This is a genomic window from Actinomadura kijaniata (assembly GCF_014138665.1).
Lineage (GTDB): Bacteria > Actinomycetota > Actinomycetes > Streptosporangiales > Streptosporangiaceae > Spirillospora > Spirillospora kijaniata.
In genome coordinates this window covers 156485-176998 of the sequence record NZ_JACJIA010000011.1, presented here as the reverse complement: position 1 = coordinate 176998, position 20514 = coordinate 156485, and the positions used below count along the sequence as shown (strand labels likewise).

21 protein-coding genes are annotated in these 20514 nt (G+C 72.9%); 7 read left to right on the top strand and 14 right to left on the bottom strand.

What is annotated here, in order from left to right; genetic code table 11:
- Nucleotides 1-61: 61 nt before the first annotated feature.
- The gene (locus HNR61_RS34250; RefSeq protein WP_182847280.1) at nt 62-1027 is read left to right on the top strand and encodes a sulfotransferase; all 966 of its coding nucleotides are present in this window, start codon (nt 62-64) and stop codon (nt 1025-1027) included.
- On the opposite strand, the gene HNR61_RS34245 is transcribed toward HNR61_RS34250, so the two are convergent.
- A complete protein-coding gene (locus tag HNR61_RS34245; RefSeq protein WP_157419632.1) occupies nt 1011-1178 on the bottom strand; it encodes a hypothetical protein in 168 nt (55 codons plus the stop codon). The two genes, HNR61_RS34250 and HNR61_RS34245, sit on opposite strands and share 17 nt — an antisense overlap.
- A 192-nt stretch (nt 1179-1370) precedes the next feature.
- Nucleotides 1371-3311, bottom strand: a complete 1941-nt coding sequence (locus tag HNR61_RS34240; RefSeq protein WP_182847279.1) for an ABC transporter ATP-binding protein — start codon at nt 3309-3311, stop codon at nt 1371-1373.
- Between the two features lie 242 nt (nt 3312-3553).
- On the opposite strand from HNR61_RS34240, the gene HNR61_RS34235 reads away from it, so the two are divergent.
- Nucleotides 3554-5461 carry a Xaa-Pro dipeptidyl-peptidase gene (locus tag HNR61_RS34235; RefSeq protein ID WP_312898239.1) on the top strand — a complete coding sequence of 636 codons (1908 nt, stop codon included), beginning with the start codon at nt 3554-3556 and terminating at the stop codon, nt 5459-5461.
- A gap of 70 nt (nt 5462-5531) precedes the next feature.
- Here HNR61_RS34235 and HNR61_RS34230 read toward each other — a convergent pair whose 3' ends face one another.
- The 3 genes from HNR61_RS34230 to HNR61_RS34220 all read right to left on the bottom strand — a co-directional run bounded on the left by HNR61_RS34230 (nt 5532) and on the right by HNR61_RS34220 (nt 8471).
- The gene (locus HNR61_RS34230; protein WP_246444335.1) at nt 5532-6311 is read right to left on the bottom strand and encodes an enoyl-CoA hydratase/isomerase family protein; all 780 of its coding nucleotides are present in this window, start codon (nt 6309-6311) and stop codon (nt 5532-5534) included.
- Nucleotides 6312-6543: 232 nt separating this feature from the next.
- A complete protein-coding gene (locus tag HNR61_RS34225; RefSeq protein ID WP_012852589.1) occupies nt 6544-6756 on the bottom strand; it encodes a helix-turn-helix domain-containing protein in 213 nt (70 codons plus the stop codon).
- A gap of 116 nt (nt 6757-6872) precedes the next feature.
- On the bottom strand, nt 6873-8471 hold the full coding sequence (locus tag HNR61_RS34220; protein ID WP_182847277.1) for an ABC-F family ATP-binding cassette domain-containing protein: 1599 nt from the start codon (nt 8469-8471) through the stop codon (nt 6873-6875).
- Nucleotides 8472-8804: 333 nt separating this feature from the next.
- Here HNR61_RS34220 and HNR61_RS34215 point away from each other — a divergent pair, with 333 nt between their 5' ends.
- Complete coding sequence (locus HNR61_RS34215) at nt 8805-9575, top strand: VOC family protein (RefSeq protein WP_182847276.1); 771 nt, start codon at nt 8805-8807, stop codon at nt 9573-9575.
- Between the two features lie 65 nt (nt 9576-9640).
- Here the strand turns inward: HNR61_RS34215 and HNR61_RS34210 are convergent, their stop codons facing one another.
- Genes HNR61_RS34210 through HNR61_RS34200 form a run of 3 tightly spaced genes read right to left on the bottom strand, consistent with a single transcriptional unit; the run spans nt 9641 to nt 11684 of the window.
- Nucleotides 9641-10393 carry an AIM24 family protein gene (locus HNR61_RS34210; RefSeq protein WP_182847275.1) on the bottom strand — a complete coding sequence of 251 codons (753 nt, stop codon included), beginning with the start codon at nt 10391-10393 and terminating at the stop codon, nt 9641-9643.
- A gap of 2 nt (nt 10394-10395) precedes the next feature.
- On the bottom strand, nt 10396-11046 hold the full coding sequence (locus tag HNR61_RS34205) for an AIM24 family protein (RefSeq protein WP_182847274.1): 651 nt from the start codon (nt 11044-11046) through the stop codon (nt 10396-10398).
- The gene (locus HNR61_RS34200) at nt 11046-11684 is read right to left on the bottom strand and encodes an AIM24 family protein (RefSeq protein WP_312898238.1); all 639 of its coding nucleotides are present in this window, start codon (nt 11682-11684) and stop codon (nt 11046-11048) included. Before HNR61_RS34200 ends, HNR61_RS34205 begins: the two co-directional genes overlap by 1 nt.
- An 86-nt stretch (nt 11685-11770) precedes the next feature.
- Here HNR61_RS34200 and HNR61_RS34195 point away from each other — a divergent pair, with 86 nt between their 5' ends.
- Nucleotides 11771-12163: an ABC transporter permease gene (locus tag HNR61_RS34195; protein WP_182847273.1), complete on the top strand. Its 393-nt coding sequence runs from the start codon at nt 11771-11773 to the stop codon at nt 12161-12163.
- 105 nt (nt 12164-12268) lie between these two features.
- Nucleotides 12269-13417 (top strand): EAL domain-containing protein, encoded by a 1149-nt coding sequence (locus tag HNR61_RS34190; RefSeq protein WP_312898237.1) that lies wholly within the window; start codon nt 12269-12271, stop codon nt 13415-13417.
- 16 nt (nt 13418-13433) lie between these two features.
- Here HNR61_RS34190 and HNR61_RS34185 read toward each other — a convergent pair whose 3' ends face one another.
- Both HNR61_RS34185 and HNR61_RS34180 read right to left on the bottom strand, forming a co-directional pair.
- On the bottom strand, nt 13434-14114 hold the full coding sequence (locus HNR61_RS34185) for a response regulator (RefSeq protein WP_182847272.1): 681 nt from the start codon (nt 14112-14114) through the stop codon (nt 13434-13436).
- The gene (locus tag HNR61_RS34180) at nt 14111-15331 is read right to left on the bottom strand and encodes a sensor histidine kinase (protein ID WP_312898236.1); all 1221 of its coding nucleotides are present in this window, start codon (nt 15329-15331) and stop codon (nt 14111-14113) included. Before HNR61_RS34180 ends, HNR61_RS34185 begins: the two co-directional genes overlap by 4 nt.
- Nucleotides 15332-15457: 126 nt before the next feature.
- Here HNR61_RS34180 and HNR61_RS34175 point away from each other — a divergent pair, with 126 nt between their 5' ends.
- Both HNR61_RS34175 and HNR61_RS34170 read left to right on the top strand, forming a co-directional pair.
- The gene (locus HNR61_RS34175; RefSeq protein WP_220510131.1) at nt 15458-16069 is read left to right on the top strand and encodes a hypothetical protein; all 612 of its coding nucleotides are present in this window, start codon (nt 15458-15460) and stop codon (nt 16067-16069) included.
- A gap of 572 nt (nt 16070-16641) precedes the next feature.
- Complete coding sequence (locus HNR61_RS34170) at nt 16642-17340, top strand: Crp/Fnr family transcriptional regulator (protein WP_182847271.1); 699 nt, start codon at nt 16642-16644, stop codon at nt 17338-17340.
- Between the two features lie 166 nt (nt 17341-17506).
- Here the strand turns inward: HNR61_RS34170 and HNR61_RS34165 are convergent, their stop codons facing one another.
- The 4 genes from HNR61_RS34165 to sufC are packed head-to-tail and all read right to left on the bottom strand — an operon-like array spanning nt 17507 to nt 20489.
- On the bottom strand, nt 17507-17950 hold the full coding sequence (locus tag HNR61_RS34165; protein WP_182847270.1) for a metal-sulfur cluster assembly factor: 444 nt from the start codon (nt 17948-17950) through the stop codon (nt 17507-17509).
- A complete protein-coding gene (gene sufU, locus HNR61_RS34160) occupies nt 17947-18405 on the bottom strand; it encodes a Fe-S cluster assembly sulfur transfer protein SufU (RefSeq protein ID WP_182847269.1) in 459 nt (152 codons plus the stop codon). Before sufU ends, HNR61_RS34165 begins: the two co-directional genes overlap by 4 nt.
- A 59-nt stretch (nt 18406-18464) precedes the next feature.
- Nucleotides 18465-19727: a cysteine desulfurase gene (locus tag HNR61_RS34155; RefSeq protein ID WP_182847268.1), complete on the bottom strand. Its 1263-nt coding sequence runs from the start codon at nt 19725-19727 to the stop codon at nt 18465-18467.
- A gap of 3 nt (nt 19728-19730) precedes the next feature.
- On the bottom strand, nt 19731-20489 hold the full coding sequence (sufC, locus tag HNR61_RS34150; protein WP_067812039.1) for a Fe-S cluster assembly ATPase SufC: 759 nt from the start codon (nt 20487-20489) through the stop codon (nt 19731-19733).
- Nucleotides 20490-20514 lie beyond the last annotated feature (25 nt).

Sequence of the window (20514 nt, the reverse complement as noted above, 5' to 3'; positions counted from 1 at the left end):
CGGGGCCCACGGAGCGTCGTGGAGGCGCCCTGTCCCCGAAGGTGTCAGACTGGTCGCCGGTATGAGGACGACGCCGCACATCCTTGTGATCCACGGCACCAAGGTCCGCCGCCCGGTGTTCATCCTGGGCGCGCCCCACTCCGGTGCGGACCTGCTGGCCCGTGCGATCAAGCGGTCCCCCGGGTTCCATCTGACCGCGGGCCGCCCGAGCGTGCTGCGCGTCACCTACGCCTTCGCGCGGCGGCCGTCGATCGCCACCGAACGGGTGGTGGGCGCGGCCCGCGTGCTGCGCGACGCCTACGCCGAGTCCTGGCAGATCTCCGCGCGGTCGTGCGCCGAGTGCCCGCCCGAGTGCCGCGAGCTGGCCGGGCTGCCGCGCCGCGCCGGGGCGGTGCGGCGCGACGCCCCGGCCGGGGACCCGTCGGGGCCGTGCGTGGAGTCGAAGGTGGTGCACCGGTTCGCCGACGCCTCCCCCGACCTGCTCTACAGCGCCGACGTGCTGCTGGACGCCTTCCCCGACGCCCAGCTGCTCCAGGTGATCCGGGACGGCCGGGACGTGGTCGCCGAGATGCTCGGCGACGAGCGCTGCCTGGCGTGGTTCAAGCCGGGCCTGGCGAACCTGGAGACGGTGTTCCCCAACCCGTTCCTGGGGGTGGAGGACCTGGGCGAGCGCGAGCGCTGGTCGCGCGCGGCGACGGCGGTCAAGTGCGCGCTGCGGTGGCGTGGAGCGGTCCGGCTCAGCGCCCGGCTGCGGGCGCAGACCCCCGACGACCAGCTCTACACGGTCCGGTACGAGGACCTGGTCCACCACCCGAGCCGCATCGCCGACGACGTGTCGGCGTACCTGGGCGCCCCGATCTCGCGGGGCACCGTGGCGGGGCTGGTCCGCCCCCGCGACCGGGAGGCGGCCGAACCCCGCACGGGCGTCTGGCGCGAACGCCTGTCACCGCGTCAGCTCGTCCAGGTCGAGAAGGTCGCCGGAGCGGAGCTGAAGCGCCTGGGCTACCGGCTCAGCGACGGTGAATGACGGCGCGGGCGAGCTCGCGGGGCTTCGGGGCCGTCTCCGGGCCCAGCCGCCAGCCGAGGGCCACGCCCGCCGCGCCGAGCCCGGCCAGCAGGACGGCGTAGCGGCCGGGACCGCTCTTGACCAGCTGCTCCGGACGGATCGTCGGACGCACGCTGTTCCCCTCTCTGTCACGGACCTTTCGTGGGGCTCCGTACCAATCTGACGCTCGCAGATGGACGTCTGGTTTCCGCTCCGGCTCACCGAAGGGAAGACAAGGAAACCGCATTCTGTGGCGTGCGTCACGTGTTTCGGAGGGGACGCGCGTGGCGGATGGGACGGCCCGTATGACGGGTCGCGCGGCGGGTCAGTCGGCCGTCAGGGCCCTGGCCGCCTCGGGCCCGTCGGTGGGCCCGCCGGTGGGTCCGTCGGAGGACCCGTCCTGGCGGGCGAACTGGGTGCGGTACAGCTCGGCGTACAGGCCGCCGCGCAGCAGCAGCTCCTCGTGGCGCCCGCGCTCGACGATCCGGCCGTCGTCGACCACCAGGATCTGGTCGGCCTCGCGGACCGTGGACAGCCGGTGCGCGATCACCAGGGAGGTGCGGCCGGCCAGCGCGGTGGCCAGGGCCCGCTGCACCGCCGCCTCGGACTCGGAGTCCAGGTGGGCGGTGGCCTCGTCCAGCACCACCACCGAGGGGGCCTTCAGCAGCAGCCGGGCGAGGGCCAGGCGCTGCTTCTCTCCGCCCGACAGCCGGTAGCCGCGGTCGCCGACGACGGTGTCCAGGCCGTCGGGCATCGCCGCGACCAGGTCGCCGATCTGCGCGGCCTCCAGGGCCTCCCAGATCTCCTCGTCGGTGGCGCCGGGACGGGCGTAGGCGAGGTTGGCGCGGATGGTGTCGTGGTAGAGGTGGGCGTCCTGGCTGACGACGCCGACGCGGTCGCGCAGCGACTCCAGGGTCACCTCGCGCACGTCCCGCCCGCCGATCCGCACCGCGCCGCCGGTGACGTCGTAGAGCCGCGACACCAGGTGGGTGATCGTGGACTTGCCCGCCCCGGACGGGCCGACCAGCGCGACCAGCTGGCCGGACCCGGCGGTGAACGTCACGTCGTGCAGCACCTCCCGCGAGGTGGCGGCCTCGGCGCGGGCGATCGACTCCAGGGAGGCCAGCGACACCTCCTCGGCGGCCGGGTAGCGGAACGACACGTGGTCGAACTCCACGGCGGGCGCGGCGCCCGCGGCGCCGTCGAGGGGCCGGGCGTCCGGCCCGTCGTCGATCAGCGGCTTCAGGTCCAGCACCTCGAAGACCCGGTCGAAGCTGACCAGGGCGGTCATCACGTCGACGTGCACGTTGGACAGGGCGGTGAGCGGCCCGTACATGCGGGTCAGCAGGGTCGCCAGCGCCACCAGCGTGCCGAGCTGGAGGGCACCGCCCACGGCCAGGAGCCCGCCGACGCCGTAGACCATGGCGGTGGCCAGCGCGGCGACCAGGGTGAGGGCGGTGAAGAAGACCCGGCCGTACATCGCCGCCACGACGCCGATGTCGCGGACGCGGGCGGCGCGCTGGGAGAAGTCGCGCTCCTCGTCGGCGGGGCGGCCGTAGAGCTTGGCGAGCATCGCCCCGGCGACGTTGAACCGCTCGGTCATCAGCGAGCTCATCTCGGCGTCCAGCTGCATCTGCTCGCGGCTGATCGCCGACAGGCGGCGGCCGACCCACTTGGCCGGCAGGATGAAGATCGGGAGCAGCAGCAGCGCGATCAGCGTGACCTGCCAGGACAGCACCAGCATGGTGCCCAGCACCAGGACCAGGCTGAGCACGTTGGACACCACCGAGGACAGGGTCGTGGTCAGGGCGCGCTGCGCGCCGATCACGTCGCTGTTGAGCCGGGAGACCAGCGAGCCGGTCTGGGCGCGCATGAAGAACGCGACGGGCTGGCGCTGCACGTGCCCGAACACCTGGGTGCGCAGGTCGTAGATCAGCCCCTCGCCGATCCGGGCCGAGTACCAGCGCTGGGCGAGCCCGAGCACCGCCTCCACCAGCGCCAGGCCGGCGACGGCGAGCGCCAGCCCGACGACCAGGCCGTGGTCCTTCGGCACGATGCCCTTGTCGATGATCGCCTTGAGCAGCAGCGGGTTGGCCACCACGATCACGGCGGCCAGCGAGTTGAGGGCCAGGAACAGCACCAGCTCGCGGACGTAGGGCCGGGCGTAACCCGCGATCCGCCGTACCGTTCCGGGCTTGAGCTTCTGCTTGGTCACCGATCCGTCGCGCCGGAACGAGGCCATCACCTGCCACCCGTTGCCGGGCATCGTCACTGCGGCCTCCGTAGGGGTCCGGGCGCGTCCGCCCCGCCGACCGCGGCGAACGCGCGTGTAATCAAGTAAGCATTCCAGTCTCCCCGAACAACACCGTGCGCGCCCGCCCCCTTCCCGCCGACGCACGCCATCCCGAATGTCCAGGTCCGGCAGGTGTACCCGGCTATATGGACTTTGTCGCAAGGGCCCGATAAATATGATCAGCAACTTCCGGCTCACTCCCCCCTGGAGCCCTTGTGAGACAACGCCTCCTGCGCGGCGGCGCGGGCGCGGTCACCCTCGCGTCCGCCCTGTTCGCCACGACCGCCCTTCCGGCGGGGGCCGCCCCCACCCCGGCGACCCCCAAGATCAAGGTGAGGAACGGCGAGACCCAGCCGGTCTTCTCCCGCGCCGACGCGGTGACCCAGACCGTCGACGTCGAGACCACGGTCGACAGCGACCGCGACGGCGTGCGGGACCGGGTGCGGATGCGGCTGATCCGGCCCAAGGAGACCGACGCCGGTCTCAAGGTCGCCACCATCATCGAGCCCAGCCCCTACTGGGCGGGCACCCACGACGTGCCGATGCACCCGGTCGACATCGACGGGGTGCAGCGGAAGGGCCGGGCCGCCGCCAAGCGGAACCTGGCCGAGGTGTTCCCCGGCTACCTGGACAACTACTACGTCCCGCGTGGCTACGCGGTCGCCCAGGTCGACAGCATCGGAACCGGCGGCTCCACCGGCTGCCCGACCTCCGGCGACCGGCAGGAGCAGGCCGGGGCCCGGGCCGCGGTGGACTGGCTGAACGGCCGCGCCCGCGGCTGGTCCCCCGACGGCGCGCCGGTGAAGGCCGCCTGGTCCACCGGCAACGTCGGCATGACCGGCCAGTCCTACAACGGCACCCTGCCGAACATGGCCGCCGCCACCGGCGTCAAGGGCCTGAAGGCCATCGTCCCGGTCGCCGCCATCTCCAGCTGGTACGACTACTACCGGGCCAACGGCGGCGTCGTCGCGCCCTACGAGTTCCAGGGCGAGGACCTGGACGTGCTCGCCAAGGCCGTGCTGACCCGGAAGAACCCCGAGGTCTGCAAGCAGGTCATCGACGAGATCACGGCCAAGCAGGACCGCGTCACCGGCGACTACTCGAAGGTGTGGGCCGAGCGCGACTACGTCGGGGACGCGCGCAAGGTGACCGCCGCCGTCATGGTGGTGCACGGCCTCAACGACTGGAACGTCAAGGTCAAGCACTCCGTGCAGTGGTGGAACGCCCTCAAGCGGGCGGGCGTCCCGCGCAAGCTGTGGCTGCACCAGGCCAACCACGCCACCCCGGTCCGCTGGCGCGGCGAGGAGTGGATGCGCCAGACCGGCCGGTGGTTCGACCGGTTCCTCTACAACATCCCCAACGGGATCGACCGGGAGCCGCGCGTCGACATCGAGCGCGCCCCCGGCCAGTGGGAGACCGCCAGGGAATGGCCGGTCCCCGGCACGCGCACCGTGGGCCTCGCGCTGAACGCCGGTCCGAACGGCCAGCCCGGCGCGCTGTCGCCGCGACCCCGCGGGGGCGCCCCCCAGGCGTTCACCGACCAGGGCCGCACCCGCACCGCCGAGCAGCTGGTGGTCAACGAGAACCAGGCCGACCCCAACCGGCTGGCCTACCTGACCGGCGCGCTCAAGCGGCCGGTGCGCATCAACGGCACGCCGAGGGCCGCGTTCCGCGCGTCCCTGGACGGCCGCTCGCCGTACCTGACGGCGCTGCTGGTGGACTACGGCACCGACACCCGGCCGACCGGGCGCCGCGCCAACACCACCGAGCAGTTCTGCCCCGGTGAGGGCGTGCCGGGCGACAGCGGGTGCATCCCCCGGCAGACCCACGTCACCGAGACCGCCCCCTACAAGATCATCACCCGGGGCTGGCTGGACGTGCGCAACCGGTACTCGATCTCCCGCGAGACCCCGGTCCGGCCCGGCAGGCTCTACGACCTGAGGTGGGACTTCGAGCCGACCGACTACGTCGTCAAGCCGGGCCACCGCCTCGGCGTGATCGTCCTGTCCACGGACTACGACTACACGCTGCGGTACACCCCCGGCACGAAGGTCACCGTGCAGCCGGGCGCCTCGAAGGTGCTGCTGCCGCTGGCCCGCGGCGGCCGGGAGGCGCTGAAGTAGGCGTGCTGGAGTAGGCGAGCATGGCGACGGCCCGGACCTGCGCGGTCCGGGCCGTTCGCATGTCGTGGGGTCAGCCCTGGCGCCGGGCCTCGGCCATCTCGCGCAGGCGGCCGATCTGCTCGCGGCGCTCGGCGGCGCACTGCTCCGCGAGGGTGTTCTCGGTGGCCTCCAGCAGCAGCCGCTTGGTGGCGACGGCCGCGCCGGGGTTGACCGCCAGCAGCGAGCCGACCAGCTCCCTGACGGCGTCGTCGAGGCCCTCGCGCGGCACCACGATCTCGGCGAGGCCGAGGCGCCGGGCCTCCTCGGCCAGGACCGTGCGGGCGGTCAGGCACAGCTCCAGCGCCCGGTTCACCCCGACGATCTCGACCAGGGGCTTGGTGCCGGTGAGGTCCGGGACCAGGCCGAGCGCCGGCTCCTTCATGCACAGCTTCACGTCGTCGGCCGCGACGCGGATGTCACAGGCCAGCGCGAGCTGGAACCCGCCGCCGATGACATGGCCGTGGATCGCCGCGACCGTGACGAACCGCGGGTCGCGCAGCCAGGTGTAGCCCTCCTGCAACTCGGCGATGAACGCGTCCGAGGCGGCGAAGTCGCTCCCGTCGGGCAGCGACTCCCCCGAGCCGCCGGAGAACATCGACAGGTCGATGCCGGCCGAGAACGAGGGCCCCTCGCCGCGCAGCACGACCACCCGCACCTGCGGGGGCAGGGACCGGCCGATGCGCGCCAGGCCGCGCCAGGTGGCGAACGTCATGGCGTTGCGGCGCTCGGGCCGGTCCAGGACGACGGTCGCGACCGCCCCGTCCACCTCCAGACGCAGGCCGGCCTCGGCCAGGTCCGCGGCCGGTTCCATGACCGGTTCCGGCCGCGGGCTCCCACTCCTCGCGTCCACCATGACGCTTCCTTTCCGCCAGTGCGGCGTCACCTGCCAGTGACGCCGTTCCCTCGTGCACGGCGGCAGGAAGGCCTCACCCGATCGCCGGGCGACCGGGCGGTGCCGCCGATCCGCCGCCGCGACCGAACCCTACTCGGTCGGCCGCGACGGCGGATCGGGCGGTGCGCTCATCCGGGGGTTCGACGTCCGTTCAGGACTTCTTGCCACGGGTCGCGCCGCCGCGACCACGCAGGTTGACACCGGACTCGGTGAGAATCCGGTGGATGAACCCGTAGGAGCGGCCGGTGGCGGCTGCCAACGCGCGGATGCTCTCGCCGGAGTCGTACCTCTTCTTGAGTTCCGCCGCCAGCTTGTCGCGCTCGGCACCGGTCACGCGGGTGCCCTTCTTGAGGGTCTCGGCCACGAGTACCTCCCGTAGTGATGTGGTGACCGCTGCGTTATCCCCCGCCATGATCAGTCATTCCCGCGCGTTCGGCTACCCACTCGGCCAGAAAAGATCTGCCGAAGCCGATCTGCAGGTCACGCCAGGGCCACCAGATCGGAAAACTCATCACTCCAGATGTCTTCCACACCATCGGGCAGCAAAATCACTCTTTCCGGTCGGAGCGCCTCCACCGCGCCCTCGTCGTGCGTCACCATCACGATCGCTCCGGTGAAGGTGCGCAGCGCCGCGAGGATCTCCGCGCGGCTGGCCGGGTCGAGGTTGTTGGTGGGCTCGTCCAGCAGCAGGACGTTGGCGCTGGAGACCACCAGCGTCGCCAGGGCGAGCCGGGTCTTCTCGCCGCCCGACAGCACCCCGGCGGGCTTGTCGACGTCGTCGCCGGAGAACAGGAACGACCCCAGGATCTTGCGGACCTCCACCGGCGCCAGGTCCGGCGCGGCCGACTGCATGTTCTCCAGCACCGAGCGCTCGGTGTCGAGGGTCTCGTGCTCCTGGGCGTAGTAGCCGATGCGCAGCCCGTGCCCGGCGACCACGCCGCCGGTGTCGGGCTTGTCGACGCCCGCCAGGATGCGCAGCAGGGTGGTCTTGCCGGCGCCGTTCAGGCCGAGGATGACGACCCGGCTGCCCCGGTCGATGGCCAGGTCCACATCGGTGAAGATCTCCAAGGATCCGTACGATTTCGACAAACCCGTAGCGGTGAGGGGGGTTTTGCCGCACGGCGCCGGATCCGGGAACCGGATCTTGGCCACCTTGTCGGACTGCCGCTCCCCCTCGACCCCGGCCAGCAGCTGGCGGGCGCGGCGGTCCATCTGCTGGGCGGCCTTGGCCTTGGTGGCCTTGGCGCGCATCTTGTCGGCCTGGCTCAGCAGCGCCGACGCCTGCCGCTGGGCGTTGGCGGACTCGCGCTTGCGGCGGCGCTCGTCGGTCTCGCGCTGCTCCAGGTACTTCTTCCAGCCGACGTTGTAGATGTCGATCACCGAGCGGTTGGCGTCCAGGTGGAACACCCGGTTGACGACGGCGTCCAGCAGCTCCACGTCGTGGCTGATCACGACCAGGCCGCCCTGGTGCGACTTCAGGTAGTCGCGCAGCCACACGACCGAGTCGGCGTCCAGGTGGTTGGTGGGCTCGTCCAGCAGCAGCGTGTCGGCGTCGGAGAACAGGATCCGCGCCAGCTCGACGCGGCGGCGCTGGCCGCCCGACAGCGTGCCCAGCGGCTGGCCCAGCACCCGGTCGGGCAGGCCGAGGCTGGAGGCGATCGAGGCGGCCTCGGCCTCGGCGGCGTAGCCGCCGAGGATGTGCAGCCGCTCCTCCAGGCGGCCGTACTTGCGCACGGCCTTGTCGCGTTCGGTCCCGGTGGCGGTGGCCATCCGCTCCTCGGCCGCGCGCAGCTTGCGCATCACCTCGTCCAGGCCGCGCGCCGACAGGATGCGGTCGCGCGCCAGCTCCTCCAGGTCCACCCCGCGCGGGTCCTGCGGCAGGTAGCCGATGGTGCCCGAGCGGGTGACGCCGCCCTGCGCGGGCGTGGCCTCCCCGGCCAGGACCTTGGTGAGGGTGGTCTTACCGGCCCCGTTGCGGCCGACGAAGCCGACCCGGTCGCCGGGGTTGACCCGGAAGGTGGCGCCTTCGATCAGCAGCCGGGATCCGGCGCGCAGCTCGATGTCGTTGGCAATGATCACGGTGACGGAGCTCCCTGACGGACGGCTCGGCGGCGGACAGGCGGCCCGCGGGCGGCGCGGCCGCCGGGGGTCGGCGGCGCGGCGGGCACAAAACAGCGCGCCACGGGCCCATGGCCGCGACGCGCTCGAAGCCCTGTCAGCACAGGAGCGAAATCATCTGATCAGTGTACGTGACGCGGGCCGGGGCTCGGCCGGGTCCGGCCACATCGAATTTACTCGAACAACAGTGCGAACGGAGGGTGCCCGCGAGAGGATGGAACCGGCGAACACGCAGGTAGGAGACACGGGCAAGGCACGCAGACACGACGCGAGCGCGACAAAGGAGTGTGCGCAATGGTCCGGAACACGAGCAACGCGCCGGAGGGCACCCCCACCTGGCTGGACCTCGGGATCCCCGACATCGAGCGGGCCCGGCGGTTCTACGGGGGGCTGTTCGGCTGGGAGTTCCACGACGTGGGCCCCGAGGGCGGCCACTACCGGCTGTGCCTGAAGGACGGCCAGCAGGTCGCCGGGGTGATACGCAACGACGAGCCGGACGCCGACTACTGGTGGCAGATGTACTTCGCCACCGACGACTGCGACGGGACGCTCAAGCGCGTCACCGACGCGGGCGGCACCGTGGTGGCGCCCGCCGACGACGTGCTGGAGCAGGGCCGCATGGCGGTCGTGAAGGACCCGACCGGGGCGCAGTTCGGGCTGTGGCAGGGCCGCGCGCACATCGGCTCGGCGATCGTCAACGAGCACGGCTCGCTGCTGTGGAACGAGCTGCACACCGCCCGGGGGGAGCAGGCCCGGGAGTTCTACCGGGCGGTCTTCGGCCTCCAGGCGGAGCCGGTGGCCGAGGCGCCGGGCTTCGTGGTGCTCAGGCGGCCCGACGGGCGCTCCATCGGGGGCATCCAGGACGACCCGCGGGCGGCCCGGTCGACGTGGGTCACCTACTTCGCGGTCGACGACGTGGACGCGGCGCTGCGCGCGGTCCGGGACGGCGGCGGATCGCAGGTGAGCGAGCCGCTCGACACCCCGTGGGGTCGGTGGGCGACGGTCCGCGACCCGTTCGGGACGGAGTTCCGCGTGATGACCCCGGCCCCGGAGCCCGAGGGCTGACCCAGGGCCTCCGGGGACCGATCCGGATGTCCGGGAGGCGGCCGGGGCCGGTCGCCTCCCGGCCGTCACTCCTGGCGTTCGGCCGCCAGGCGCTGGGAGATCGTCTGGTTGAGGCGCTGGAGGCCGCCGACGCCGAGCATGCCGAGCTGGCCCTCCAGGTCGCGCAGCAGCGTGTCCTCGTTGGTGACGACCTCCGAGGACTGCATCAGCACGGTGCCCTGGCCGGTGAAGTCGAACTGGTGCTCCTCGCCGGAGGTCCCGCCGATCCCGAACAGGCCGCGCGCCATGCCGAGCACGCCGCGCATGTAGGAGTGGTCGTAGTGGTGGCACGGCGACGGGCAGTCGGCCCAGCCCAGCAGCGCCTGCGGGTCGACGCGGATCGGCGGCTCGACGAAGTGGACCGGGCCGTTGGAGGCGGCCACGAACCGGCCGGTGCCGATCAGGGTGAGGAACCCCGGGATGATCGACTGCTTGAGCTCCAGGCCCGGCTCGAACGCCAGCAGGTTGCCCGCGCGGATCGTCAGGTTGCCGTTGTCGAGGTCGAAGGAGTTGACGTCGAAGCCGCGGTCGGCCAGCACGAGCTTGCCCCGCCCCTGGGCGACGATCCAGTCGTGGGCGTACAGCGGGGAGTGGAAGTGGGCGCGCACCAGCTGGTCCAGCGGGCCCGCCGACAGGTTCTCGAAGTGGATGCGCCCGTAGTAGGCGATCATCTTGCCCTTCTGGGCGAACCACTGGCCGTCGAGGTCCACGCTGAAGGCGTAGGGGTTGACGTTGTCGTTGGACGGCAGCGTCGTCGCGTTGAACGTCGGGGTGCTCACGGTCAGATCTTCCTCTCACTGGCCTGCACGTAGACGACGCCCTGGCCGCTCAGCTGGAGCTGGAACGCCTCGCCCGAGCCGCGCCCGACCAGGTCCCGCAGGCCCACCGCCGTGGTGAGCTTGTTCTGCACCTGGCCGCGGTGGGCGACGTAGGCCTGCGGGTCCACGTGGACGGGCCGCTGCGGGGTGATGGGCAGCTCCATGACGCCGCCGTGCGACAGCAGCGCGCACGAGCCGCTGCCGGTGAGGGTGGTGGTGAACAGCCCCTGCCCGCTGACGGCGCCGCGCACGATGCCGCCGATGCCGCCCTGCTCGCCCATGAACATGGTGCCGACCTTCAGGGAGGCGTCGTGCACCAGGAGCCGGTCGGCCTCGACGTAGAGGGTGTCGCCGTGCAGGTCGATGACCTGCACGTGCAGCCCGGCGTGCCCGAACATCGCCGTGCCGTGCCCGGTGACGTGCATCATCACGGTGTGCTCGCCCGCCATCGCGCGGCCGATCGTGCCGGTGACGCCCTGCCCGGCCGTGGTCGTGGGCGCGAAGTTCACCTGGCCGGTGTAGGCGAGCATCGCGCCGCGCTTGCTGTAGACCTCCTGGCCCGGTGCGATCGGGACCTGGAGCATCTTCGAGTTGATCGACTGGTAACCGGGCATCAGATCTCCAGGATTCCGGTGCGTTCGGCGGGCTGCACGTAGACGATCCCGTGGCCCTGGTACCGGAACTGCACGCTCTCGCCCGACCCCTGGCCGAGCACGGTCCGCCAGTTCACGTCGGTGACCACGTCCTGCTGGAGCTGTCCCAGGTGGCCGACGTAGGCGTGCGGGTCGACGCACAGCGGCGTCTGGGGGGTGACCTCCAGGGCGATGGCCGGCCCGTGCGACAGGATCGCGGCGGTGCCGTGGCCCTGGACCTTGGTGGTGGCCAGTCCCTGGCCGGTGCCCATGCCGCGCAGGCCGACGAACTGCACGCCGGTCTGCAACTGCCCGTCCAGGGCCAGCAGGCTCTCGGACTCGGCGAACAGGGTGTCGCCGTTCAGGGGCACCAGGGTGACCTCGGTGGCCTCGCTGGCCAGGTAGACGGTGCCCTGGCCGGTGATCTCCATCAGCGTGATGCCCTCGCCCGCGATGCGGCGTTTGAGCGCGCCGCGCAGGCCCTCGCCGCCGGTCATTCCCTGCCGTTTGAAAGTCATCTGGCCCTCGTAGGCGACCATGGAGCCGTTCAGCGCCCTGATCGTCTCGCCGGCCAGATCGACGGCCAGCATCTTGGAGCCGTTCAATCGAAATTGCGCCACGGTCCAGAAACATACCCGTCGATCATGACGGCGGTCCGGCGCGCCGCGCTGTCCGCCTCCCCCGTCCGTCGGAGAGGATGTCGACCATGTGGATCGCGCCCGAACGCCGCAGTGCCAGCCGTTGGATCGTGCCCGGGCTCATCCTGGTCACCGGCGTCGCCGTGGCCGCCGTGCTGGCGGTCGACGACCGGATGACGACCGGGCTGATCGCGGGCGGGGTGCTGGCGGGGTACGCGCTGCTGCTGAGCACCCGCCGCAACGAGACGGGCAGGTCGTCCGGCGGGGCCTACGGCGGGCACCGCTCGCGCGCCCAGCTTCGGGCCGCGGCGGTGGCCGGGGACCTGGTGACGGTCGCGCTGGTCGGCGCGGTGGTGGTGGAGGCGCTGCGGGGCGGGGAGATCCTGCCGTACGCGTGGCCCGCGGCGCTGGCGGGCGTGGTGTACGGGGTCACCGCACTGTTCGGTGACAGCGGTCTGTGACGATCATGACCGGACGCTGTCGAAACGGTCCCCGCTCCGGGGAACACCGTGTGAATTCCACCTGACGACGGCCTTTGCGCCGGTTTTTTGGCGCATGATGCGGCTGTGTCAGCAGCCGTAGATGCCCTGGTTCCGGCGCGGGCGGCCTTCCGGCCGGTCGTCGATCTCGGCACCGGCGCGGTCGTGGCCGTCGAGGCGCACGCCGTTCCGCTGGACCCCCTCCCGGCCGACCCGGTCGCGCGGGACGTGCGGGCGGCGGTGGAGGCCGCGCACGCGGCCGCCGACCTCGGCACCCGGCTGCCGGTGCAGATCGGGGTGCGCGCCGAGACCCTGGCGCAGGGCGATCCGGTGCTGGCCGAGCTCCACCAGGGGCTGACCGCGACGGGCCGCCGGCCGCACGAGGTGATCCTGTCGGCGGGCGGCGGGTTCCCGCCGGCGCTGCGGCTCCCGGTGACGGCGGCGCTGCACGGGCTGCGGCGCGCCGGCTACCTGGTGGCGCTGGACGGGGTCGGCGCGGTGCACGCCCCGCTGGACCTGCTGGTGGACGTGGTCCCCTACCTGGTGCGGCTGGACGGGGAGCTGGCGCGCCGGGCGGGGGCGGACCCGCGCCGGGCGGCGCTGGTGACGGCGGTGGCGGAGCTGGCCGGCCGGATCGGCGCGCACCTGCTGGCGCCCGGCCTGACCGCCGAGGAGCACGTGCTGCGCGCCCGCGACCTGGGGGTGCGGCTGGTGCAGGGCACGGCGCTGGCGCCGCCGGAGTGGCGGCCGGGGATGCCGGTGACCGTCCCGGTGGCGGCGCGGGAGGAGCCGCGCGGGCCGCGGCCGGAGACGACGCTCGGGCCGCGGGTGTCGGAGTTCACGCTCCCGGCGGTCACGATGCCCGACACCGCCACCGCCGACGAGGTCCTGGCGGTGCTGACCGCCGAGGAGGGCGTGAGCGGCGTGGTGCTGGTGGACGAGCGGCGGCGGCCGGTCGCGACCGTGGACCGGGGCCGGTTCCTGCTGCGGCTGTCGGGGGCCTACGGGCACGCCCTGCACGCCCACAAGCCCGCCGCGCGGCTGGCCGACCCGCCCCGGACGGTGCCGCACACCGTCCCGGCGATCGCGGCGCTGCGGGCGGCGGGCAGCTCGGCCGGCGGCGCCACGGGCGGGGAGGGCGACCGGGTCTACGACGACCTGGTGGTGACCGACGAGGTGGGCCGGTGCGCGGGGATCGTCCGGGTCGCCGACCTGATCCGGGGCCTGACGCGCTGAGAGGGCCGTGAGGCGATCAACGCCCGCCCGGCGAGTCCGAGGTCGGGGACGCCCCGGAACGGCCGCCTGCGGCCACCTCCTGCGCGAGGATGGCCGCCTGGACGCGGCTGCGCAGCCCCAGCTTGGCCAGGATCCGGCTGACATGCGTCTTGGTGGTGGTCTCGGCCATGTCGAGGCGGCGCGCGATCTGCCCGTTGGACAGGCCCTCCCCCAGGCAGGCGAACACCTCGCGCTCGCGCGGGGTCAGCTCCGCCAGGCCCGGCGGGGCGGCGGGCGTGGCGGCGGGACGGCCCGCGAACTCGCCGATCAGGCGGCGGGTCACCTGCGGGGCGATCACCCCGTCCCCGGCCGCGACGGTGCGGACCGCCTCGACCAGGCGGTCGGCCTCGACGTCCTTGAGCAGGAACCCCGCCGCCCCGGCGCGCAGCGCCCCGAACACGTACTCGTCCACGTCGAAGGTGGTCAGCACCAGCACGTCGGCGACGCCCACCAGCTCCCGGGTCGCGGAGATCCCGTCCAGGTTCGGCATGCGGATGTCCATCAGCACCACGTCGGGCCGCAGGTGCCGGGTCAGCGCGACGGCCTCCTCGCCGTCGGCGGCCTCGGCCACCACCTGGACGTCGGGGGCGGCGTTGAGGATCAGGACCAGCCCGGCCCGCACCGCGGCCTGGTCGTCGGCCACCAACACCTTGATCATGCGCTCTCCGTCTCCCTCTCCGCCGGAGCCGGCACCGGCTCCACCGGCAGCTCCGCGCGCACCCGCCAGTGGCCGCCGTCGGGTCCCGCCGTGAACGTCCCGCCCAGCACCGACGCCCGTTCCCGCATCCCGATCAGCCCGGCGCCCGAGCCGGGCAGCCGGGCCCCGTCCCGCCCGAGCGGGCTGTCCACCGAGAGCGCGACCCGGTCGGGACGATACTCCAGCAGCACCCGGACGCGGCCGGGACCGGCGTGCTTGAGCGCGTTGGTCAGCGACTCCTGGACGATGCGGTAGGCCGCCAGCTCCACGGCGGCGGGCAGGTCCGGGGGCGTCCCCGCCACCTCCAGGCGGGCCGACAGGTCCGACCGGGCGGTGTGCGCGACCAGCCGTTCCAGCCCCGACAGGCGGGGCGCGGAGGGGGCGTCGGCGTCGGCCCCGTCGCCCTCCCGCAGCAGGGTGATCATGCGGCGCATCTCGGCGAGCCCCTGGACGCTGTTCTCCCGGATCACCTCCATGGCGCGGGTGACGCTCGCGCGGTCCATGTCGGGCAGCTTCAGCACCGCCGAGGAGTGCAGGGCCACGGCGCTGAGGTGGTTGGCGATGACGTCGTGCAGCTCGCGGGCCATGCGCGCGCGTTCGGCGTTGACGGCGCCGCGCCGGTCCAGCTCGGCCAGCCGCGCCACCTGCTGGGCGCGCAGCCGCTCGGCCCGCGCCCGGTCCCGGTGCTCCACCACGATCAGGCCGGTGAGCACCGGCGAGACCCAGGTGGTGCCCGCGACCGCGCCGACGATGACGCCGACCTTGTAGTCGCCGATGAGGGCCCAGCAGGTGACCGCCGTCAGGAGCCCGGCCGCCACGGTTCCCGCCAGCAGGCCCCGGTGCGCCCGGCGCGGGCCGTAGACGGTGCCGGCGTACAGGGCGTCGCTGTAGATGATCGCGCCGCCGAGGCTGGGGCCGACGTACAGCTCCAGCAGGTTGGCGGCGCTGGAGATCCCCAGCCCGGTCGCCGGGGCGGTGCGGCGCAGCAGCATGCCGACGCACAGCCCGGCCAGCGGGAGCAGCCGGACCTGCAGGGAGGGCGCGTGGTCCCGGTCCCAGGTGACGTAGCCGGACGCGAGCAGCAGCAGCACGCCCCCCACGAAGGCGCCCGACGCCAGCAGGGCGTCCTTGCCGGTGGTGAGGCGGCCGAGGGCCTCTCGGCGGATGGTGATGCGCACGGTCCCATCTCAGCATCCTCCGAACGCGCCACGCCTCCGCCGGGTGAAGGGGGGACGCCTACATCGTTCGAAGGACCCCCGATCTCGACGCCGGGGACGATGCCCCGGCCGGGCCCGCGTCCGACGATGGAACCGACGGTCAAGACGAGGGAGAACACCGTGCTGCTCGGCGTCATCGCCGCCTGTGAGGTCGGCTTCTGGATCATCCTGTTCGCCGGGCTGGCGGTCCGCTACCTGCTGCGGCGGCCCCGGCTGGGCGGGCTCCTGCTGCTGTGCGTGCCGCTGGTGGACGTGGTGCTGCTGACCACGACGGTCCTCGACCTGCGCGGCGGCGCGACGGCGAACTTCACCCACGGCCTGTCGGCGGCCTACCTGGGGTACTCGGTGGCGTTCGGCCACTCCTGGGTCAGGTGGGCCGACGCCAGGTTCGCGCACCGCTACGCGGGCGGCCCGCCGCCCACGCCCAAGCCGAAGCACGGCAGGGCCCGGATCCGCTACGAGTGGGTGGAGTTCGGCAAGGCGACGATCGCGTGGGCGATCGGCTGCGGCGTCCTGCTCGCCATGATCGTGATGGTGGGCGACCCGGAGCGCACCCGGGAGCTGATGGGCTGGGCGGCCCGCCTGACGGTGGTGCTGGCGATCTGGGCGATCTGGCCGGTCTCCTGGACGTTCTGGCCGTCCCGGTCCAAGGGGGACGAGCAGGCCCCCACCCCCGGGCCGCCCGCGTCGCGACGGTGACGACCGGCAGGTCGAACTCCCCGTCGCGGGCCTCGCCAGGACCAGGACGCGGGAGTGGGTGCCGGCGGTCGCGGTCGTCGAGGCGGCCGTGCGGCGCTGGGCGTGGGGGAACCCGGCCCGCTCCACCCCCGGGAACCAGTCGGCGGCAGGCCCCTGGGCCGCCACCGCTCGAACGGGACGCCGCTGCGGGCGGCCTCCCTCATCCCGGCGACCCACGGGACGCGGTCGTCGTCCAGGTTCCACGGCCCGGCGAGCACCCCGCCCGGGGCGAGCACCCGGTAGATCTCGGGAAGGGGTCTCCTCCGCGGCGCCGGGCGCGGCGGGGACGTCCGGGAGGCGGCGGCTCGGCTCGGCGGGCGTCCCGCCGCGCAGCAGGACCCGGTGAGCCTGCCGGTCCCGGCCCCGAGGTCGAGGACACGGCGGCCGGGGGCCGCCTCCAGGCACCAGCGCACAGCCGCCGCCGGGTAGTCGGGACGCTCCTCGGCGTACTGCGCCCCCGCCCGCCGGACGACCCGGCCCGGGCGACACAGGCATCTTCCGCTCATGGTCGATAAACGTTACGTTTCCGGCAAATGCCCTCGCCTTCCCCTCGTCCCACGTTCTGGGGCACGCTCGGACCGCCGGAACGGGCCGCGCTGCGCGAGCGCGGCCGGGACCAGAGCTTTCCGAGCCGTTCCGTGCTGGTCCACGAGGGCGACTCCTCCGACCATGTGATGATCATCATGGCCGGGTGGGCGAAGGTGTCCTCGGCGGCCTCCGACGGGCACGACGTCGTGCTCGCCGTGCGCGGCCCCGGCGATCTGGTGGCCGAGTCGGCGCTGCTGAGCGGGCGCCGCCGGTCGGCGACGATCACCGCGCTCGGCCCCGTCCTGGCGCTGGTGCTGACCGCCGAGCGGTTCGCGGCCTTCCTGGAGCGCCACCCGGCGGCCTGGCAGCGGGTCAGCGACACCTTCATCCGGCGCCTCGGGGACGCCGACCACCGCCTCCAGGCGCACGTGAGCGCGAGCGGCGGCCAACGGCTGGCGGCGCTGCTGGCCGACCTGGCCGAGCTGTCGGCCTACCACCGCCCGCCCGGCCCGAACGGCGCGATCGAGATCGGCCCCCCGCTGTCGCAGGAGGAGCTGGGCAGCTGGACCGACACCTCGCGGGAGACGGTCGCGCGTTCGCTGGCGGTGCTGCGCAGGCGCGGCCTGATCCACACCGGCTGGCGGCGCATCACCGTGCTGGACGTGGCGGGCCTGCGCACCTACGCCGCGTCCGACCTCGACTGACCCGGGCGGGGCCGTCGTGGGCCGGGCGGCCGAGCTTCCCCTCTCGGCCGCCCGACTCCCCCAGCCTAACGCGCCGGGCGCCCCGCCGCCCTCCGGTGCCGGGGAACGCGACGAGGCCGCGCCCCGGGCGGGGTGCGGCCTCGTGCGGCGTCGGGCGAGTGCCGGATCAGACGTTGAAGCCGAGGGCGCGCAGCTGGTCGCGGCCCTCGTCGGTGATCTTGTCGGGGCCCCACGGCGGCAGCCAGACCCAGTTGATCTTGACGTCCTGCACCAGGCCCTCCAGCGCGCTGTGCGCCTGGTCCTCGATCACGTCGGTGAGCGGGCAGGCGGCGCTGGTCAGGGTCATGTCCAGGGTCGCCACGCCGTCGCTGATGTCGACGCCGTAGACCAGGCCGAGATCGACGACGTTGATGCCGAGCTCGGGGTCGACGACGTCCTTCAGCGCCTCCATGACCTCCTCCTCGGGCGTGGCGTCGTCCTCCAGGCCCGGGGTGACGGCCGCGTCGGCCGTGTCAGCCGTCTCGGCCGTGTCAGCCGTCGGGGACTGCTGCTCGACCTGCTCGGTCTGCTCCTCCGCCTTCGCGGCGTCGGTGGCGGTGGTGTCGGTCATGATGCCTCTCCGAGAGCGCGGGCGGTCGCGTCCTTCCACGCCATCCAGGCGAGCAGGGCGCACTTGATCCGGGCGGGGTACTTGGAGACCCCGGCGAAGGCGATGGCGTCCTCCAGGACGTCCTCGTTCGGCTCGACGTCCTGGCCGCGTGACTGCATCAGCGCCAGGAACTCGTCGCCGACCTCCATCGCCTCCTTGACGGACTTGCCGATGACCAGGTCGGACATCACCGAGGCGCTGGCCTGGCTGATGGAGCAGCCCATGGCGTCGTACGAGACGTCGGCGACGGTGGCGTCCCGTCCCTCGCCCTCCAGGTGCACGCGCAGCGTCACCTCGTCGCCGCACGTCGGGTTGACGTGGTGCGCCTCGCCCTCGAACGGCTCCCGCAGCCCCTTGTTCAGGGGGTTGCGGTAATGATCCAGGATGACCTCCTGGTACATCGCCTCGAGCTGCATGGACTTCCTTTCTCACGCGGTCCCCCGAACTACAACCGGGGGACCGCCCGGGCTGTTCCTCAGGCGGTGCCGAAGAACTTCTGGGCCTGGCGGACGCCGTCGGCGAGGGCGTCGATGTCGGCCAGGGTGTTGTGCACGTAGAAGCTGGCGCGGGTGGTCGCCGGGATGGAGTACCGGCGGCAGATCGGCCACGCGCAGTGGTGGCCGACCCGGACCTCCACGCCCAGCTCGTCCAGGACCTGGCCGACGTCGTGCGGGTGGATGTCGTCGACGGTGAACGACACCGCCCCGCCCCGCGCCTCGGTGGTGCCCGGACCGATGATCCGTACACCCGCGATGTCCGACAGCCGCTCCAGCGCGTACCCGGTCAGGGCCAGCTCGTGGTCGTGGACGCGGTCCATGCCGATCTCCGACAGGTAGTCCACGGCCGCGCCGAGCCCGACGACCTGGGCGACGTTCGGGGAGCCCGCCTCGAACCGCTGCGGCGGCGGCATGAAGGTGGAGCCCTCCATCCGCACGACCTCGATCATCGAGCCGCCGGTGATGAACGGCGGCATCGCCTCCAGCAGCTCGCGGCGGCCCCACAGCACGCCGACGCCGGTCGGGCCGAGCATCTTGTGCCCCGAGAAGACCAGGAAGTCCACGCCGAGGGCGGTCACGTCGACCGGCATGTGCGGCACCGACTGCGCGGCGTCCACGATCACCAGCGCGCCGACCTCGCGGGCCCGCCGGGCGATCAGCTCGACCGGCGGGACGGTGCCCAGCACGTTGGACTGGTGGGTGAGCGCCACCAGCCTGGTGCGCTCGTTGACCAGCTCGTCCAGGCCGTCCAGGTCGAGGCGGCCGTCGTCGGTGAGGCCGAACCAGCGCAGCGTCGCGCCGGTGCGCAGGCACAGCTGCTGCCAGGGCACCAGGTTGGCGTGGTGCTCCATCTCGGTCACGACGATCTCGTCGCCGGGACCGACCTTGAAGCGCTCGGCCTCGGGGCCCGCGGTGGCGGCGTTGCTCATCGCGTACGCCACCAGGTTGATGCCCTCGGTCGCGTTCTTGGTGAACACGATCTCGCCGGGGACCGCCCCGACGAACGTGGCGATCCTCGTGCGGGCGCCCTCGAACGCGTCGGTGGCCTCCTCGGCCAGCAGGTGCGCCCCGCGGTGCACGGCGGCGTTGTGCCGTTCGTAGAACTCCCGCTCGGCGTCCAGCACCGCCCGCGGCTTCTGCGAGGTGGCGCCGGAGTCGAGGTAGATCAGCGGGCGGCCGCCACGGACGGTCCGCTGAAGGAGCGGGAAGTCCTTCTTGATCTCCTCGGGCAGCAAGGTCATCGGCTACACGCCCGCCTTCACGTACTTCTCGTAGCCCTCGTTCTCCAGCTCCTCGGCCAGCTCGGGGCCGCCCTGGGCCACCACGCGGCCGCCGGCGAACACGTGCACGAAGTCCGGCTTCACGTAGCGCAGGATGCGGGTGTAGTGCGTGATCAGCAGGACGCCGGTGTCGCCGGTGCCCGAGAACCGGTTGACGCCCTCGGAGACGACCTTCAGCGCGTCCACGTCCAGGCCGGAGTCGGTCTCGTCCAGCACCGCGATCTTCGGCTTGAGCATCTCCAGCTGGAGGATCTCGTGGCGCTTCTTCTCACCGCCGGAGAAGCCCTCGTTCAGGGAGCGCTGGGCGAACGCCGGGTCGATGGACAGCGCGTCCATCGCGGCCTTCATCTCCTTGGAGAACTCGCGCAGCTTCGGGGCCTCGCCGCGCACGGCGGTCACGGCCGAGCGCAGGAAGTTCGACACCGACACGCCCGGGACCTCGACGGGGTACTGCATCGCCAGGAACAGGCCGGCGCGGGCGCGCTCGTCGACGCTCATCTCCAGGACGTCCTCGCCGTCCAGGGTGACCGAGCCCGAGGTGATGGTGTACTTCGGGTGCCCGGCGATGGCGTAGGCGAGGGTGGACTTGCCGGAGCCGTTCGGCCCCATGATCGCGTGGGTCTCGCCCGCCTTCACGGTCAGGTCGACCCCGCGCAGGATCTCCTTGGTCTCTTCGCCGTCGCCGACGGAGACGTGGAGGTCGCGGATCTCAAGCGTGGCCATATCTGTAACGCTCTCTCGTATGTCT

What these genes read in the sequence shown, in the direction of transcription:
- HNR61_RS34170 (WP_182847271.1), top strand. Translation starts at nt 16,642, where the DNA reads ATGCCCTCGCCTTCCCCTCGTCCCACGTTCTGGGGCACGCTCGGACCG.
- sufU (WP_182847269.1), bottom strand. Translation starts at nt 18,405, where the DNA reads ATGCAGCTCGAGGCGATGTACCAGGAGGTCATCCTGGATCATTACCGC.
- HNR61_RS34215 (WP_182847276.1), top strand. Translation starts at nt 8,805, where the DNA reads ATGGTCCGGAACACGAGCAACGCGCCGGAGGGCACCCCCACCTGGCTG.
- HNR61_RS34205 (WP_182847274.1), bottom strand. Translation starts at nt 11,046, where the DNA reads ATGCCCGGTTACCAGTCGATCAACTCGAAGATGCTCCAGGTCCCGATC.
- sufC (WP_067812039.1), bottom strand. Translation starts at nt 20,489, where the DNA reads ATGGCCACGCTTGAGATCCGCGACCTCCACGTCTCCGTCGGCGACGGC.
- HNR61_RS34250 (WP_182847280.1), top strand. Translation starts at nt 62, where the DNA reads ATGAGGACGACGCCGCACATCCTTGTGATCCACGGCACCAAGGTCCGC.
- HNR61_RS34240 (WP_182847279.1), bottom strand. Translation starts at nt 3,311, where the DNA reads ATGCCCGGCAACGGGTGGCAGGTGATGGCCTCGTTCCGGCGCGACGGA.
- HNR61_RS34175 (WP_220510131.1), top strand. Translation starts at nt 15,458, where the DNA reads ATGGAACCGACGGTCAAGACGAGGGAGAACACCGTGCTGCTCGGCGTC.
- HNR61_RS34165 (WP_182847270.1), bottom strand. Translation starts at nt 17,950, where the DNA reads ATGACCGACACCACCGCCACCGACGCCGCGAAGGCGGAGGAGCAGACC.
- HNR61_RS34155 (WP_182847268.1), bottom strand. Translation starts at nt 19,727, where the DNA reads ATGACCTTGCTGCCCGAGGAGATCAAGAAGGACTTCCCGCTCCTTCAG.
- HNR61_RS34230 (WP_246444335.1), bottom strand. Translation starts at nt 6,311, where the DNA reads ATGGAACCGGCCGCGGACCTGGCCGAGGCCGGCCTGCGTCTGGAGGTG.
- HNR61_RS34185 (WP_182847272.1), bottom strand. Translation starts at nt 14,114, where the DNA reads ATGATCAAGGTGTTGGTGGCCGACGACCAGGCCGCGGTGCGGGCCGGG.
- HNR61_RS34195 (WP_182847273.1), top strand. Translation starts at nt 11,771, where the DNA reads ATGTGGATCGCGCCCGAACGCCGCAGTGCCAGCCGTTGGATCGTGCCC.